Source organism: uncultured Acetobacteroides sp. (assembly GCF_963667355.2).
GTDB lineage: Bacteria > Bacteroidota > Bacteroidia > Bacteroidales > ZOR0009 > Acetobacteroides.
In genome coordinates this window covers 886,105-902,504 of the sequence record NZ_OY763328.2, presented here as the reverse complement: position 1 = coordinate 902,504, position 16,400 = coordinate 886,105, and the positions used below count along the sequence as shown (strand labels likewise).

Sequence of the window (16,400 nt, the reverse complement as noted above, 5' to 3'; positions counted from 1 at the left end):
CTACTTTTCGAATGCGTGAACGATGGCTTCGGCCGTTACTTGGTGCCCCTCCTTGCCGGTGAGCTGCGCAAAGATGCGCTCGAGCGATTGGTTGTCGCCGTTCATCAGCGAATCCATGGTGCCATCGGCTACGACGTTGCCGTTGTTGATGAGGATGATGCGGTCGGAGATCTTTTCCACCACATCCATGATGTGCGAGCTGTAGAAGATGGTCTTTCCCTCGCGGGCCAGCTGGGTGACCATCTCCTTAACGATGATTACGGAGTTGGCGTCGAGCCCCGAGAGCGGCTCGTCGAGGAAGATGATGTCGGGGTTGTGCAGCATGCCGGAGATGAGCAGAATCTTCTGCTTCATCCCCTTCGAGAAGGTGTCCATGCGCTGGTTGGCGTGCTTGCCCATCTCGAAGAGGCCTAGCAGGCGGTCGGCCTTATCCTCAATACAATCGTCGTCGAGGCCGTAGAGCGTGCCCACGAAGTTGAGGTACTCCATGGGGGTAAGCATGTCGTACATCACGGCATTTTCGGGGATGTAGCCGATGCGGCGCTTGATCTCGATGGGGTTGGTGCGGATGTCGTAGCCCAGAATCGACACCACACCGTCAAAATCCTGAATGATGCCGCTGAGGATCTTTACGGTGGTGCTCTTACCCGCACCGTTGGGGCCAATGTAGCCTACAATTTGTCCGGCTGGAATCTCGAGGTTGATGCCTTTTAGCACATCTACATATCCGTCTGGCGAGCGGAACGATTTGCGGAGGTTGCTAATGGTAATAGATTTCGTACAATCCATAGTAGTATAAGTATTTTGGGCGTAAATATATAAAAATGGCGGATAGAAACTGGGCCGTGGGGCTAGCTCTTTGGGTGCGCTGGCTGTTATACCCATATCCACATAAAATGGCAGGCCATGAAGCGCGTTACCGGTATAGGCGGCATCTTCTTTAAGTGTAAAGATCCGAAGCGAATGAAGGAGTGGTACCGGGCACATCTGGGGCTCGATACCGACGACTACGGCACCAACTTCGAGTGGCGGCAGGGGGGCAACCCCGCCCTCAAGGGCTTTACCCAATGGAGCCCGTTTGCCGGCGAAACCACCTACTTCGACCCGTCGGGTAGCGACTTTATGGTGGGCTACCGAGTGGAGAATATAGAGGAGTTGGTGGAGCTGCTAAGGGCCGAGGGGGTGACGGTGCTTGATGCCATAGAGGCGTTTGAGTACGGTAAGTTCGTTCATATCCTCGATTTGGAGGGCAACAAGGTGGAGCTCTGGGAGCCCAACGACGAGGAGTACGACAAGATTGTTGTAGGTCGCACCCTGTAGCGTAATCGTTCAAGCATCTTCTCCGTAAATCTTTTTAATGCTGGATTCGATCCGGCATTTTTCTTTTACGGACTGTTTGTCGTATGGCTTGGGGAGCATATCGGACATGTGGAAACCGATATCTACCGACTAGTTGAAGGCATCGTACATGTGGGTGGGGGCATCGGACGGATGGAAATTGGCATCGGACGACTAGGTGGAAGCATCGTACATGTGAAAATCGATATCTACCGACTAGTTGAAGGCATCGTATATGTGGATGGGAGCATCGGATGGGTGGAAATTGGCATCGGACGACTAGGTGGAAGCATCGTACATGTGGAAATTGATATCTACCGACTAGGTGAAGGTATCGTACATGTGGATGGGAGCATCGGACGGGTAGAAATTGATATCGGACGACTAGGTGGAAGCATCGTACATGTGGAAATTAATATCTACCGACTAGGTGAAGGCATCGGACGGGTAGGAGCGGGGTGGGAGAGGCTTGCCTGAAAGGCGTCGGTACGGGAAATCAATGTCGGATGCCGGGGGGGAGGGCTGTCTAGCGGTTGTTCATCCATGGGGGAATGTAAAGGGAGGAGTACTAGCGATTGCTGTAACTTCCTCCCTGTAAAACTTCATTATAACAAAAACTACTATTACTTAAAATGATCGGCTATTTCTTGTCGGATGATGGCTTATTCTCCTTCTCTGACTCGTGGTAGCCCATTTGCTTCAGCGCGCGGCTGTAGGAGAACTTATCGATATCGGCCTTGTTGGTTAGCAGCGTTGAGGCGATTTTGGCTATGCCGATCACCTCGTCGTAAAGGTCGTTTAGCTGGGCGTTGAGGGTTGCGGTGGTCTCCTTGCTGCCGATTTTCTTCTGCTCCTGGATGGCGTTGGCCTGGTAGAGCTCGGCCGCCAGCGCTTTGATGCTGGTAAGGGTGGTGGGGCTCATTCCTGCAGCGATAAGGTCGGCCTCAAGGACTGGCGTTAGGTTGTTGCGGAACGTGGTCAGCATTTCGATGGTGGCGTCCTGCGAGGCGTTCTTGATGAGCTTCACCTTGCTGAGCCCAAGGGCCGTTAGGATGTTGCTGCATTTGGTCTTGTCCTTTCCGAAATCTACCTCGATTTGCGTCTTGGCCTGCTGGAGCATTGCCTTAGCTGCGATTTCCTTGGTGGTGAGGGTGGCGGTTACTTCCTTAAGCGAGGTGGTGCCCTTAATCCCGAAGTTGTCTTCGAGGATGCCGGTGATGTTTCCCTTGATGTCGGTTAGGTAGCTTAACGTCCACTTCGGGCGTGCGGCGGTGAGGGTTGGCGCCATTGCGATGGCGTTGTCGATGATTAGGTCTGTTGCCATCAGCATCTGGATGGCCGTTCCTCTGTACTTACGTTCGTTCATACTTATTCCGTGTTGGTTTGACATCTATTGACGCCCGTAAAAATATAACAATAATTAACCGCAGCAAATTTTAATGTGAATAATCATCAAAAAAAATGGAGAAATGTATGTTTCTTTTAAAAAAGCGTCGTTGCGCCGCCATTCGCCGTTGCTTGGGGGATGGGGGTTGCCGTTATCCCCCATTATAGCTTACTTGTAGGGGCGTAAAACGTGTACACCTCTAAATACATTTACCTGAAAATGAGAAAAAGATTTGTTGCCTTGGCCCTTCTTGCGGGGCCTTTGGCCGGCATGGCGCAGCTGCAGCCGGCCATCGACTCGGTTGTGAAGAAGGACCAGCTCATGGGCATTAGCCTGCTGACCTACGCCAAGGGCCGGGTTACCGGCACCTACCACTCCGGCCTACGCGACTACGAGCGCAGCCTCCCGGTGACCGATAGCACCCTGTTCCGCATCGCATCGCTCTCCAAGCTGGTAACCACCACGGGACTGATGGTGCTCTACGACCAGCATCGCTTTAAGCTCGACGATGACGTTAGCCGCTACCTGGGCTTTACGCTTCGCAACCCCAACTTCCCCGAGGTGCCCATCACCTTCCGCATGCTGATGTCGCACACGGCCAGCCTGAACGACGGCGATGGGTACGACCGCTTTCTGGGTGATATCTACAGCACCCCAGGGGCAATTCCGTCGGTAAAGGAGCTGCTGCTCCCCAGCGGCCGCTACTATACCCCCAACATGTGGCTGGCGCATAGGCCCGGTAGCTACTTTACCTACTGCAATGCCAACTTCGGAATTATCGCCACGCTTATCGAGCGCATCAGCGGGCAGCGATTCGACCTGTACATGCGCGAAAAGATATTGGATCCGCTGGGGATTACCGGGGGGTACAACGTGGCCGAAATTGGCAGCATCGGTAACGTTGCCGCCATCTACCGCAACAAGGACGGGTGGAAGACGCAGGTTGATGGCTACCATGGGCAACGCCCAAGCCCCCGCAACCTTTCGGGGTACGAGCTGGGCACCAACGGCTTCCTGTTTGGGCCACAGGGCGGCCTGCGCATCTCGGCGCTCGATTTGGCCAAGGTTATGCAGCTGCACCTTAACGGCGGAGCCTACGCGGGGAAGCGCCTCCTTAGGCGCAGCACCATTGCGCTTATGCATACGCCCCAGTGGCGCTACAACGGCACGAATGGCGACACCAACGGCGGGATGTTCCAATGCTGGGGGCTTAGCGTTCAGCTGGTAACCAACACCCCCAAAGGCGATGTCGCCATCGAGGGGATTCCGCTGATGGGCCATGCCGGTGACGCCTACGGCCTAATCTCGGGCTTGTACTTCGAGCCTAAGCGGGGGATTGGCTTCGTATTTATGACCAACGGTACGGTGGGCGGGGCTAACCCTGGCGCGCGTACGGGGTATTTTGCGCTCGAAGAGGATATCTTTAGGGCGGTAGCTCCCTACTTTAGGTCGCTGAAGTAGCGGCAGCCCGCGTGAGTTCAGGAAACGGAAAGGGAGGCGTTGCCCATTTTCCTCCTTCTCTCGTGGAAGCTCCGCTTCGGCAAGGCATTCCTCTGCTGCCGTCGGCCGTTCTTTGTTCGCTCGAACACGTTGCGGTTTTTGCGGTTTATTGCTTACTTAGCATTGCTTAAAAAAGTTTAGAATGATTGATCCCGTTAAGCTGGGCAAAGACTTAAGCCCTTTCAACATAGAGTTTGCCGATACCTCGTTCCACAAGCTCATGCAGCGCCGCATCCATAAGGTGCTGCTCATTTGCAGCAGCTACGATGCCTTCATCTTGGAGGAGGATGGGCGAATCGAGGAGCAACTCTTCAAGGAGTACGTCTCGCTGAACCTCCGCTATCCGCCAAACTTCTGCAAGGTGAGCTCGGGGCAGGAGGCGCTCGACCGGCTTAAGACGGAGTCGTTCGACCTGATTATCTCGATGCTAAACATTGGCGAGATGGATATCTTCTCGCTGTCGCATACCTTCAAGGAGATAGATCCCGACACGCCCATCGTGGTGCTCACCCACTTCTCGCGCGAGGTATCCATGAAGATGGAGAAGGAGGACCTCTCGGCCATCGACTACGTTTTCTGCTGGCTGGGTAACGCCGACCTGCTCTTGGCCATCATCAAGCTGATCGAGGACAAGATGAACGCCGACAACGACCTGATGGGGATCGGCGTTCAGGCCATCATTCTGGTGGAGGACTCCGTTCGCTACTACTCCTCGTACCTGCCCAACCTGTACAAGGTGGTGCTCAACCAGTCGCGCCACTTCGTTCGCGAAACGGTCAACGAGCAGCAGCAAAACCTGCGCATGCGTGGGCGCCCAAAGATTCTGCTGGCCACCACCTATGACGAGGCCATGGCACTCTACTCCAAGTACAAGAACAACCTGCTGGGCGTGGTGTCGGACGTAAGCTTCAAGGTAAACCACCGCCGCGACTCCAAAACACGGGCGGGCATTACGCTCTGCAAGGTAATCCGCCGCGAGGATCCCTACATGCCGTTCATCTTCCAGTCGTCCGACCTCAACAACAAGAGCATTGCCGATGAGCTGGGGACTGGCTTTATCCATAAGTACTCGAAGACGCTCCTGCACGAGCTAGGCGAATATGTGCGCGAGTACTTCTTCTTTGGCAGTTTCAAGTTTGTCGATCCGGTATCCAAGGAGGTGATCTACGAGGCCCATAACCTGAAGACGCTCTGCGAGGCGCTCATGAACATCCCCGACGAGTCGCTCTACTACCATGCCAGCCACAACCACCTTAGCAAGTGGCTCTTTGCGCGGGCGCTATTCCCCATTGCCGAACTCTTCAAAAGCCTTCAGGCAACCGACTTTGCCGATATGGGGGCGCTACGCGAGTACGTATCCACCGCTATTACCCAGTATAGGCTGGAGACGGGTAGGGGCGTAATCGGCAAGTTTAACCGCAACGACTACAACGAGCTGCTGCAGATATCGCGTATCGGCGACGGATCGCTAGGCGGCAAGGCGCGCGGGTTGGCCTTCATCGATACGATGCTCAAGAAGTACAACCTATTTAATAAGTACGAGGGGGTTATCATCAACATCCCCCGCAGCACGATAATCTCGACAGACTTCTTCGACCAGTTTATGGAGGAGAATAAGCTGTACAGCTACGCCAGAACCGAAGAGCCGGATGCTAAAATCCTAAAACGATTCATCAAGGCGAAGCTGCCTACTGAACTCGTTGAAGATCTTCGCGAGTTTGTGCGTAACGTAAAGAACCCTATCGCAGTTCGCTCCTCAAGCAAACTTGAAGATTCGTACTACCAGCCCTTTGCCGGGATATACAGCACCTACATGATTCCCCGAGTGGAGGATGATGAGGAGTGTCTACACATGCTGCTGCAGGCCATAAAGAGCGTGTACGCTTCGGTGTTCTACGCCAGCAGCCGTGGGTACATCTTCGCCACCTCCAACGTGCTCGACGAGGAGAAGATGGGGGTGGTACTCCAAGAGGTGTGCGGAACGAAGCACGAGAACCTGTACTATCCCACCTTTTCGGGAGTTGCCCGCTCCATTAACTTCTACCCGCTTGGGGTCGAGTCTTCGCACGATGGAGTTGCCTCTATAGCCTTTGGGCTGGGTAAGTTTATTGTTGATGGAGGGATGACCATGCGCTTTTCGCCCAAGCATCCCAAGCACCTGCTGCAGCTAAGCACGCCACAAATGGCCCTACGCGATACCCAGCGGATGTTTTATGCGCTCGACCTAGATCCTGCCGCTTTCACCATCTCCACCGATGATGGCGTAAACCTCCAAAGGCTGGAAATCGATACGAAGAGCGACTACGAAGGAATGCAGCATGTCGCCTCATTCTACGATTTGCAAAACGATATGGTTAGGGACTATTATCAGCCTACCGGGTGGCGGATAATCAGTTTTGCCAAAATATTGAAGTATGGCACATTCCCGTTAGCAGAGATCCTGGACGAATTGCTTGCGCTCTGCCAAAAGGAGATGAATTCTCCCATTGAGATAGAGTTTGCCGTAAACTTCGATGTTGAGCCTGGGCAGCCAAAGATTTTTAACTTCCTACAGATACGGCCCATTGTCGAAAATGAGGAGATGGAGGATTTGCAAATTGGGCAGATGTCTCCTGACGATGCGCTTATCTACTCGAATTCGGCGTTGGGCCATGGCGTGATGGAGGGTATTAGAAGTGTGGTTTACGTGAAGCCAGAGGCGTTTGATTCCACATACACTCGGCAAATTGCCGACGACCTAGAGAAAATAAACAAAACGTATAAGGACAAGGGCGAATACTACGTGCTTGTGGGACCTGGCCGTTGGGGTTCGAGTGATCCTTGGCTGGGGATTCCTGTGAAATGGCCTCAGATATCCGAAGCTAGGCTTATCGTAGAGTGCGGCCTTCAGAATTTCAGGGTCGACCCTAGCCAGGGCAGCCACTTCTTCCAAAATATAACCTCATTCCGCGTGGGGTACTTTACCATCAACCCGTTTATGAACGATGGCAAATTTGATGTTTCTATTCTCGACTCGCTGCCAGCTACGTTCGAAAACAAGTATATACGGGAGGTGACCCTCGAAAAACCGTTGACCATAATTATTGATGGACGGAATAATAAGGGGATCGTTAATCTGTAAATTTTGATTTTAGAGTCTAAGTTACAATATGTAATGAAAAATATTTGGTATGCTATTAAATATGTTGTGAAATATTGTTTGGTATTTGGAATTAAAGCTACATTTACGGCATCAAATTGCTCCATTAGAGTAGGGGCAAGGCGAATAGAAAAAAACGTTTGTTTAATATATTAAAGAGATAAAAGCGATGGACGTAAAAAAAATCATGGCCGATCTTGAGCAGAAACATCCTGGTGAAAAGGAGTATCTTCAAGCAGTTCACGAAGTGTTAGAATCTATAGAGGAAGTTTACAACCAACATCCAGAATTCGAAGCCGCCAAAATCGTAGAAAGAATTGTAGAGCCAGACAGAATCTTTACTTTCCGTGTTACATGGGTTGACGATGCTGGTAACGTTCAAACCAACCTAGGTTATCGTGTTCAATTCAACTCTGCAATTGGACCTTACAAAGGTGGTCTTCGTTTCCATAAGGCAGTTACCCCTTCAATGCTTAAGTTCTTAGGTTTTGAGCAAACTTTCAAAAACGCTTTAACTACCCTTCCTATGGGTGGTGGTAAAGGTGGTTCAGATTTCGATCCAGTTGGAAAATCGAATGCTGAAGTAATGCGTTTCTGCCAAGCTTTCATGCTTGAATTGTGGAGAATCATTGGTAATGATACTGACGTTCCTGCTGGTGACGTAGGCGTTGGTGGTCGTGAAATCGGCTACTTGTATGGTATGTATACCAAGCTAGCTCGCGAGTACAATGTTGGTGTATTAACTGGTAAGGGTACCAACTGGGGCGGTTCACTAATCCGTCCAGAGGCGACTGGTTATGGTGCATTGTATTTTGTACAGCATATGCTACACAAAGCAGGTAAGGATATTAAGGGCAAAACTGTAGCTGTTTCTGGTTTTGGTAACGTAGCTTGGGGTGCTGCTCAAAAGGCAACTGAGTTAGGAGCTAAGGTTATTGCAGTTTCTGGTCCTGATGGTGTTTGCCATATTCCTGCAGGTATGACCAACGACATGATTGATTATTTGCTTGAGCTACGTGCTTCAAATAACAATATTGTTGCTCCTATGGCTAAGAAGTTTAGCGGTATTACCTTTACTGCTGGTAAGAAAGCTTGGAGCGTAAAGTGCGATATCGCTCTTCCATGTGCTTTCCAAAACGAATGTGATGGAAACGATGCTAAGGACCTTCTTGCTAATGGTACTTGGTGTGTTGCTGAGGTTTCTAACATGGGTTGTACCCCAGAAGCTATCAAGGCTTTCCAAGATGCAAAGATTATGTTTGCTCCTGGTAAGGCAGTAAATGCTGGTGGTGTTGCAACTTCAGGTCTTGAAATGACTCAGAATGCAATGCATATCAGCTGGACTGAGGCTGAAGTTGACGCAAAGCTACATCAAATCATGGAAAGCATCCACGAGGCTTGCGTTAAGTATGGTACTAAGAAAGACGGAAGTGTTAACTACGTTGATGGTGCTAATATTGCAGGTTTCATGAAAGTTGCTAGCGCTATGCTAGAGCAAGGGTTGATCTAGGGATCCCTATAATAATTACTATACGACCGCTTCAAGTTTACTTGAAGCGGTTTTTTTATGTGCACGGATTTAACACATTCAATTTTTGAAAGATAAAATGGTAGGGTATATTTGCGCCTAGTTGTATTAATGGATTATTTGGGGTTGGATTTGTATGGTGCTGATACAGCAAGATAAGGAAACTTGGTTTAAATCTGTATTCGACGACTACTACGATAGCATTCGAAGGTTTTTGTATTTTCGGTGTGGAGATATTGACTTGTCTGAGGATATTGCCCAAGAGGTTTTTATTAAGCTATGGGATATTCGCGATACTATTCGCGAAGAATCCACCCTGTCGTTGCTTTATACCATTGCAGCCAATCTTCTAAAAAATCACCACAAGCATCAGAAAGTGGTGTTGAATTTCCAAAAAAATACGACGAAGTCAGATGTAAATGCCGAGGAAGCTGATCATCCGATGCGCGAGCAGGAGATGAAAGAACGCCTCGAACGAGTTTTGTCTGATATGCCAGAAAAGTGTCGAATCCCATTTCTTATGAGTAGGATTGAAGACCTTACCTACTCCGAAATTGCCCAGAGGCTTGATCTTAGCGTTAAGGCGGTAGAAAAGAGGATGAAGGAGGCACTGGATTTTGTTCGTAATAAGTTGGAATACAAAATTTAATGGTGCATACATGTAAGTGTCTCAGATCTTATCTTCGATGTGTTAAGCTTATACTAATTGTTTTCTTGTTGGGATTTGGATACTCTGCGGTTGCCGAGAGGTTATCCTACTCGTTTAAGAAAAAAACGCTTTCGGGAGTTCTCGAAAGAATAAGTGCCGACAACCATGTTAAGATTGCTTTTGATGCTCAACTTGCCGATAAGCATAAGGTAGATGGTGTCTTTAGGGAGGCTTCATTTGATGAGCTGCTGAAGTCTGTTCTTGCATCAAGCAGCTTCGAAATGGAGCGTATTGGTGCAGTATATGTGGTAAAACCTAGACGGAATGATTCTCGGGGTGTTGGGTACGAGGTTGCTGTCGTAAAACCGACTGTAGAACTGCCCCGGTTTAAAATTTGGGGAACTGTTGTTGATCAGGAAACAGGAGAGAAACTTCCCTATGCCTACATCTATACTCAAGATAAGAAGTATGCTGTAACAGCAAATGCCGAAGGCTATTTCAATCTTATTTTACCATCTTCAACACCTGTCACACTCTGTATCTCCTATTTGGGTTTCGAAAAGAAGTGCGTTGAGGTAATTCCTGAGACAAGAGCAGGAATGCTTTCAATTAACCTCGATCGGGCAAATGCAGTGCTAAGTAGCGTTGTGGTTACCCAAAAGCAAAACTATTTGGTGCAGATACCTAATATTGCGGGTAAAAGTACGCTAAATCCGAGGGCTGCTTCTGGTGTTCCTGCTTTAAATCCTCTTGATTTTACTCCATCCCTTCAAATGCTTCCCGGTATTGATGGCACAACTGAGTCGGCGGCAGATCTGAGTATTCGTAAATCGCCATCATCGCAAACACAAGTTCTTTTTGATGGCTTTACCATTTATCATATCAACCACTTTTTGGGACGGTTAAGCGCTTTTAATACTAAAGCAATAAAGGATATTCAGATTTTTAAAGGTGGTTTTGATGCGCGTTATGGGGGGACTGCATCATCTGTCATAGAAATTACAGGAAAGTCTGGTAATCGATATAAACCGATTTTTAGTGTTGGGGTTGACCCTCTTTCGGTTGATGTTTCTGCTGAGGTTCCTATTGGTAGAAAGTTAAGTTTGGTAGTTGCTGCTCGCCGATCTTATACAGATGTTTACCAGACTTCACTTTATAGTAAACTCTTTGATAAGCTTAGGAACGACATTGCAGAAATTTCATTGAAGGATATTTCTAGCTATAACGAGAAGTATTCTCCCAAGTATCATTTCCTAGACTTGCATAGTAAACTTACCTACAGTCCAGATTCGACGCAAAACTTATCACTGTCTGTATATGGAGGAGAGGATAATATGGACTTACTGTCCGACAAAAAGCGCCTTCTTCTTTCGGAAGGGTCAGATATAGATAATCAAGGAGTCGGCTTTAAATGGAGCAAACAGGTGGGTAATAAATACTTTTTGAGAACATCTTTAGGGTATTCGTCCTACCTGCTGAATTTTACACACCTAAATGTCTCTCGTAATGCAACGCTAGCTGAGGTTGCTCGTAGGTATAGCGCTCTTCATAACCAATTAAAAGACTTTACAGCAAAGGTTGAATGCGAATATCGATTCTTGCCATCTGCCGGGATTATTGCAGGAAGCGTTTTTAGCAATCAGAATAGTACCTACTCTTTCAAGAATTACAGGAGCAACCAAGCAAATGTTCTTATTGATATGGCTAAAAGAGTCGGCTCAGACGGAACCTCTGCGGTAGGATATGTTCTTTTGGATGTTGGGAAAGGCTGGCTAAAAACCTTTACACCGGGTTTGAGGGTTACCTACTTTTCTCCTACAAAGAAGGCTTATGTAGAGCCTCGTGCGCAGATTAGCGTTGAAGTTGCCAAGGGGCTGATTGTTAAAATGGCAGCAGGACGTTACCTTCAGTTTATAAACAGTGTTCCAATGCCATTTATTGGCGATTACACCAGCTACTGGGCTGTTGCTAATGGTGATAGTTTGCCTGTTATTTCTTCCAACCATTTTATTGTAGGATTTACCTACGACGCAACAAGTAGGCTGCAATTTGATGTCGAATCTTATTTTAAACGAACCAAAGGGTTGGTGTCTCAGGTTTTGCTTCCTTCTTTGGTGAATCAGAAGTATAAACTTAGGCAGCTTAGTTTCTACAACTCGAATGATATTTTAGGAGTGGATGTGTTAGCCAAGTATTTATATCCGAAAGGACAGGTCGCGCTGGCTTATAGCATCTCGCAGTCAACCGTGTTTTCGAAGAACCTAAAAGTTGATGATAGCTATCCCGCAAATAATGATCAAGAGCACGAGTTTAAGGCATTTGCATCTCACAAGGTTGGGCGTCTAAATTTTTCGGCAGCATGGATATATGGCTCAGGGAAACCTTGGGATGAACTGGCGTTGTATAATAACCTAAAGGTTGTGCCCGATTACGAAAGGAATAGCCGTAGACTTGGTTCGTACCATCGGCTCGACTTGTCTGCCTCTTATGAGCAAAGAATAGGGTACTCATTACTTTCCGTTACCGCCAGCATTTTTAACGTATACGATAAAAATAATGAGATTATGCGTCCCTATGGTTTTAGCAATACCTCGTTACAGGATGTTTCACAGGGAAAATCTCCGTTGATTTATAACGATATCTATGGGCTGAGATTTACACCTTCGTTGTACCTTAACTTGACATTTTAGAAAATAGATAGAAAATTGCTGCCCTAGGTAGGGTGATTAAATGTGTAGTTGTATTATACATGAATTTCGGCGATATGAACCATAAAAGATCAGATATTGAAGACCGGCAACGCTTAGATGAGCAAACAGAGATGCTGCTAAAGCAGTTCTCCGTTCCAGCAAAGCGTTCAAAAGAGGAGGCATGGGCGGCACTCAACAGCGCTATTGCCTCTCAACCTAAAACGAAGCGTCGTTGGCTTACACCTACGATAACGTGGACGGTGGCTGCTAGTTTTGCATTGCTTGTTGCAGTTGGCTCTCTTATCATGACACATACTACCCATGTTGCTAGTGCAAAAGGCGAACATCTGGCAGTAGTTTTACCCGATGGTTCAAATGTCCTTCTAAATTCAGAATCGCAGCTTAGCTACCAAAAGTATATGTGGTGGCGAAAACGCGAAGTAACGCTTAAGGGTGAAGGCTATTTTAAGGTTATGAAGGGGCGTCGTTTCGAAGTTAGAACAGGAAAGTTTGTAACATCAGTTTTAGGAACAACCTTTAACGTTTTCGCTCGTGATAATGAGGTTCGCGTTTGCTGCTTTACCGGAAAAGTAGGGGTGCGCGAGGTTACAAGTGGCTCTCATACTATACTAACGCCAGGATTAGGAGTTGGTAGTGATGGAAACACTTTAGGAAGCGTTGAAAAGATATCGGAAAAGCAAAAAGGCTGGACAAAAGGAGAGTTTTACTTTACCGATGTTCCACTTGATGATGTTTTCGCAGAAATAGAGCGTCAGTTTAATGTCAAAGTAAGCTGTGCTGGTTGCGAGAACCGACGCTATAGCGGCTATTTTAATGATAAGAGCTTGAGCCAGGCGCTAGAGTTGGTTTGCGTTCCAATGCAACTAGAGTACAAAGTTGCCTCGAATGGCGAGGTAGAGGTAAATCCTGCCGATTAGTAATTTTTTTAATCACATTCTTATGAAAAAACTGTTCTGGGTCTTAGCGGCTGCAGCAGCCCTCTCTATGTCTTCTTGCCAAAAGGAAGATACTGCTTCAACGATTAACGCAAATGAGGAAACCGCCATTGATGGCGACCAGGTAGATGGAATCTATGACGAGGTTGCTAGCGAGGTAGATCAGGTTACCCTTGGTTTAAAGTCGGATATTGCTCCTGAAAGTTCGGGCACCCGAACCGTTACTACTGCTAACAATAACGACGGCACATACACCAAAACGGTGACCTTTGCCAACTGGAAGATTGGGAAGAATCAGCGCTGGATGAAGAATGGGCAGATTATTATCAACGTAAACGTAACCACTCTAACCCGTACAGTTACCTTTAACAACTTCACCATTAATGGGCGCAAGATTGAGGGAACTAAGATAATGGTGCTGAATCCTCAAACTAACACCCTTACCATAACCCTAAAAGATGGGAAGGTGACATTTGCTGATGGTACTACCTATACCCAGGCTTTCACTAAGGTATGGACTAAGGTCGCAGGTGTTGATACCCCTCTTAATGTATGGGACGATGAGTACGATATCACGGTGGATGCTACTGGCGTAAACCGTCGAGGTAAAGCTTACACTGAAACGACTACTACTCCGTTGCATCTAAAAACAATTTGGCCGGTATTTGTTTCGGGAGAAGTTACTCGGGTTGTTGATAGCATGCATACCATTGTTACCAACTATGGCGCCGGCACAGAAGATTTCCTTGTGACCATTACGGTTGATGGAGTATCTAAAGAGGTTAATCTGCTTGATAAAAAGTAGCAGGAGTCAATAAAAAGGAAAGGGATGAGTTAACTGTTCATCCCTTTCTTGCTTATATGGTCGAAATCTATGATTTTTGCTTAACCAAAAGCAAAAATCATGGAAACTGTAAAAACAACTTATTTAGGCGATTTGCGTACTGAGGCTACCCACGTTCGTTCGGGTAAGAAAATCACCACCGATGCGCCTATAGACAATCAGGGAAAGGGAGAGTTCTTCTCGCCTACCGACTTGCTGGCAGCCGCTTTAGGTAGCTGCATGCTTACAATAATGGGAATTGCTGCTCGTACGCATGGTTTTGATATTGACGGAACTGATGTGAGCATAACTAAAGTCATGGGAACCAATCCCCGTAGAGTTGTAGAAATTATCGTGGAACTAAACTTTCCCCATTGCTATCCTGAAAAGTACAGAAGGATTATTGAACTTTCAGCGAAGGAATGCCCGGTTGCCAATAGCCTTCATCCAGAACTGAAGCAAACCGTTGTCTTCAACTATAAGGGATAGGGCAGATTTGAAGGTGCTAATGAGGGGTGATGTTTTTGATTAAAGCTAATTAGCACTTTTGGATGTGGACTTGCTTGCGCGTTGGCATTGATGTGTAGCGTTTTTTGCCATACCGTGCCATAATTCCAATTCGAAGAAAAACGCTGATGTTGAAGGTTTGTTTCGTTGCAAACGTTTGTATTTAATATTTCCCTATTATATTGGAATAACAAATGCAAAAAATGTAGAAAATAGCAATATTGCAAGCGAACATTTAGGGAAGACTCGGTGTTGATAATATCGTAAATACCACAAAATGAAGGTTTAGTTTTCGTTAACCTAGTTTTAGTCGAGTTAGGATTAACATCAGCTACCTTTGTAATCGAAAATCAGTTGAGACTAGTTTTTTCATAGGTTAAGTTTTAGGTTAGGTGTTAAATGTGTCTGAAGATTTAGGTTAGGTTTAGCAAAAGGAACGAAGTGATTTCGTTCCTTTTGTGTTTTTATACGGTTTGAACCTAGAACATAGGATCCCAAGGTGGAAGAACTACAGGCTTCTGATCAAGAACCTTTAGAATTTCGGGCTTGATGAACTTCTTTAGCGTAACCATTCGGAACATGTACTCGCTGAACCAGCTGTCGGTAAAGGTGAGGTATCCGTTGTGGCCGCTCGATGCACCCCAGCTGTTTTCGAACTGCCATTTGGTTGGCTTCTCATTCTTATCCACATCAACGGCAACGATGGCCATTCCGTGCGACGATCCGCTTTCGCCGGTCATTATTCGTTGCTTCTTATCCATACCGAACTTTATGCCGTAAAGGGCCTCGTAATCGTAGTTCTCGAGGGCGCTAACGCCGTCGGCGCTATTGAGGAACTTGCCTACGTCTACGCCTCCGTAAACGGCTTCGTTGCCCTTAATGGATTCGAGGGCAATTTGCTTTAGGTCTTCGACAGGTAGGTTGATGTAGCACCAGTTGATGCCATCCTGAGCATTCCTGTAATTTTCTATCTCGTAGAGCTTGTAGTAGGGGCGGGTAGGGTCGTTCATCATCATCACGTAGTCGCCAACCTTTACGTCGGGAAGGACGGCGTGGTAGAAGCTGATGGGGGTGTAGGTTTGGAGGTCGCTAATGGCTCCATCTTTCTTCTTATACCTCCAGTCGAAGGTAGTTGGTGGCTCGCCGAGGTTGAGGGCTAGAATGCGGTACACCTCGCCAAGCATGGTGGCCTTTTGCGCTTCGATGGCGCTTGGCTTTGCCTTTTTTGCAACCATGTCGCGGAGGGTAAGCCCATCCTCGCGAAGTCGGCTCTTTAGGATGCTTCCCATCGCAGAGGTGTTGCTGCTTGTGTTGGTTTCGGGCATTACGCTTTTGGGCACCAAGCCGTACTTATCCACTAGGTTGATGAAGCCTGCCCAAGTTCCTCCATCGTCAACGGGCGACTTGAAGTACCATTCTACCCTGCGGTCGTCCATGGGGCTGGTGGCGGTGGCGATAACGTTTTCGAGGAAGAGGTTGGACTTTTCGAGCAGGTCGTAGAAGTAGAGGTAGCTCTGCGAGAACTCGAACTCCGACACGTTTAGCTGCTTGATGGCCTTTGGACGGAACAGGTTTAGGCTGGTAAACATCCAGCATCGGCCCGAACTCTTTTGGTCGGTGATGCCCGAAACATCGACCTTGTACTTGAAGAGGTGGTCGATTTTGCCCTCGAAGGCGTTGTTCTCGGCCAACTTCTTGGCGTCGACGTGGGTGAGGGCGTTGGTGATGGCGCGGGTGCTGGGGTCGTTGGCGTTGTACGTCTTCTTAATCTGGTCGAGCATATCCTTGGATATCCCCTTGTTGGGTTGCGCGACTGCGGCAAGGCTTAGCAGCGATGCTACCCCAATTAGTAACGATTTTTTCATCGGTATACAGTTATCATT

At 47.7% G+C, this 16,400-nt stretch carries 13 protein-coding genes; 10 read left to right on the top strand and 3 right to left on the bottom strand.

Going from position 1 to position 16,400, the window contains the following annotated elements; translation table 11 throughout:
* Nucleotides 1-789 carry an ABC transporter ATP-binding protein gene (locus ACHZA1_RS03675; RefSeq protein ID WP_320053882.1) on the bottom strand — a complete coding sequence of 263 codons (789 nt, stop codon included), beginning with the start codon at nucleotides 787-789 and terminating at the stop codon, nucleotides 1-3.
* Nucleotides 790-906: 117 nt separating this feature from the next.
* Here ACHZA1_RS03675 and ACHZA1_RS03670 point away from each other — a divergent pair, with 117 nt between their 5' ends.
* Entirely contained in the window at nucleotides 907-1,320 is a 414-nt protein-coding gene (locus tag ACHZA1_RS03670) for a VOC family protein (RefSeq protein ID WP_320053881.1), read from the top strand.
* A gap of 108 nt (nucleotides 1,321-1,428) precedes the next feature.
* Nucleotides 1,429-1,815 carry a hypothetical protein gene (locus ACHZA1_RS03665; protein WP_320053880.1) on the top strand — a complete coding sequence of 129 codons (387 nt, stop codon included), beginning with the start codon at nucleotides 1,429-1,431 and terminating at the stop codon, nucleotides 1,813-1,815.
* A gap of 163 nt (nucleotides 1,816-1,978) precedes the next feature.
* On the opposite strand, the gene ACHZA1_RS03660 is transcribed toward ACHZA1_RS03665, so the two are convergent.
* Nucleotides 1,979-2,704, bottom strand: coding sequence for a hypothetical protein (locus tag ACHZA1_RS03660; protein WP_320053879.1), 726 nt, complete (start codon nucleotides 2,702-2,704; stop codon nucleotides 1,979-1,981).
* Nucleotides 2,705-2,944: 240 nt separating this feature from the next.
* Here ACHZA1_RS03660 and ACHZA1_RS03655 point away from each other — a divergent pair, with 240 nt between their 5' ends.
* The 8 genes from ACHZA1_RS03655 (at nucleotide 2,945) to ACHZA1_RS03620 (ending at nucleotide 14,499) form a co-directional block, all read left to right on the top strand.
* Nucleotides 2,945-4,186, top strand: coding sequence for a serine hydrolase domain-containing protein (locus tag ACHZA1_RS03655; protein ID WP_320053878.1), 1,242 nt, complete (start codon nucleotides 2,945-2,947; stop codon nucleotides 4,184-4,186).
* Between the two features lie 181 nt (nucleotides 4,187-4,367).
* A complete protein-coding gene (locus ACHZA1_RS03650) occupies nucleotides 4,368-7,346 on the top strand; it encodes a PEP/pyruvate-binding domain-containing protein (protein WP_320053877.1) in 2,979 nt (992 codons plus the stop codon).
* Between the two features lie 187 nt (nucleotides 7,347-7,533).
* Nucleotides 7,534-8,874, top strand: coding sequence for an NADP-specific glutamate dehydrogenase (gene gdhA, locus ACHZA1_RS03645; RefSeq protein ID WP_320053876.1), 1,341 nt, complete (start codon nucleotides 7,534-7,536; stop codon nucleotides 8,872-8,874).
* Between the two features lie 154 nt (nucleotides 8,875-9,028).
* Nucleotides 9,029-9,541 carry an RNA polymerase sigma-70 factor gene (locus tag ACHZA1_RS03640; RefSeq protein WP_320053875.1) on the top strand — a complete coding sequence of 171 codons (513 nt, stop codon included), beginning with the start codon at nucleotides 9,029-9,031 and terminating at the stop codon, nucleotides 9,539-9,541.
* 68 nt (nucleotides 9,542-9,609) lie between these two features.
* Nucleotides 9,610-12,231, top strand: a complete 2,622-nt coding sequence (locus tag ACHZA1_RS03635; protein WP_320053874.1) for a carboxypeptidase-like regulatory domain-containing protein — start codon at nucleotides 9,610-9,612, stop codon at nucleotides 12,229-12,231.
* Between the two features lie 74 nt (nucleotides 12,232-12,305).
* Nucleotides 12,306-13,169: a FecR domain-containing protein gene (locus ACHZA1_RS03630; protein WP_320053873.1), complete on the top strand. Its 864-nt coding sequence runs from the start codon at nucleotides 12,306-12,308 to the stop codon at nucleotides 13,167-13,169.
* Nucleotides 13,170-13,191: 22 nt separating this feature from the next.
* Nucleotides 13,192-13,992, top strand: a complete 801-nt coding sequence (locus ACHZA1_RS03625; protein WP_320053872.1) for a hypothetical protein — start codon at nucleotides 13,192-13,194, stop codon at nucleotides 13,990-13,992.
* 99 nt (nucleotides 13,993-14,091) lie between these two features.
* Nucleotides 14,092-14,499, top strand: a complete 408-nt coding sequence (locus ACHZA1_RS03620) for an OsmC family protein (protein ID WP_320053871.1) — start codon at nucleotides 14,092-14,094, stop codon at nucleotides 14,497-14,499.
* Nucleotides 14,500-14,996: 497 nt separating this feature from the next.
* Here the strand turns inward: ACHZA1_RS03620 and ACHZA1_RS03615 are convergent, their stop codons facing one another.
* A complete protein-coding gene (locus ACHZA1_RS03615) occupies nucleotides 14,997-16,382 on the bottom strand; it encodes a C1 family peptidase (RefSeq protein WP_320053870.1) in 1,386 nt (461 codons plus the stop codon).
* Between the last annotated feature and the right edge of the window lie 18 nt (nucleotides 16,383-16,400).

Excerpts from the sequence above, each read along its gene's own strand:
- ACHZA1_RS03675 (WP_320053882.1), bottom strand. The coding sequence starts at position 789 with ATGGATTGTACGAAATCTATTACCATTAGCAACCTCCGCAAATCGTTC.
- ACHZA1_RS03670 (WP_320053881.1), top strand. The coding sequence starts at position 907 with ATGAAGCGCGTTACCGGTATAGGCGGCATCTTCTTTAAGTGTAAAGAT.
- ACHZA1_RS03660 (WP_320053879.1), bottom strand. The coding sequence starts at position 2,704 with ATGAACGAACGTAAGTACAGAGGAACGGCCATCCAGATGCTGATGGCA.
- ACHZA1_RS03655 (WP_320053878.1), top strand. The coding sequence starts at position 2,945 with ATGAGAAAAAGATTTGTTGCCTTGGCCCTTCTTGCGGGGCCTTTGGCC.
- ACHZA1_RS03650 (WP_320053877.1), top strand. The coding sequence starts at position 4,368 with ATGATTGATCCCGTTAAGCTGGGCAAAGACTTAAGCCCTTTCAACATA.
- gdhA (WP_320053876.1), top strand. The coding sequence starts at position 7,534 with ATGGACGTAAAAAAAATCATGGCCGATCTTGAGCAGAAACATCCTGGT.
- ACHZA1_RS03640 (WP_320053875.1), top strand. The coding sequence starts at position 9,029 with ATGGTGCTGATACAGCAAGATAAGGAAACTTGGTTTAAATCTGTATTC.
- ACHZA1_RS03630 (WP_320053873.1), top strand. The coding sequence starts at position 12,306 with ATGAACCATAAAAGATCAGATATTGAAGACCGGCAACGCTTAGATGAG.
- ACHZA1_RS03625 (WP_320053872.1), top strand. The coding sequence starts at position 13,192 with ATGAAAAAACTGTTCTGGGTCTTAGCGGCTGCAGCAGCCCTCTCTATG.
- ACHZA1_RS03620 (WP_320053871.1), top strand. The coding sequence starts at position 14,092 with ATGGAAACTGTAAAAACAACTTATTTAGGCGATTTGCGTACTGAGGCT.
- ACHZA1_RS03615 (WP_320053870.1), bottom strand. The coding sequence starts at position 16,382 with ATGAAAAAATCGTTACTAATTGGGGTAGCATCGCTGCTAAGCCTTGCC.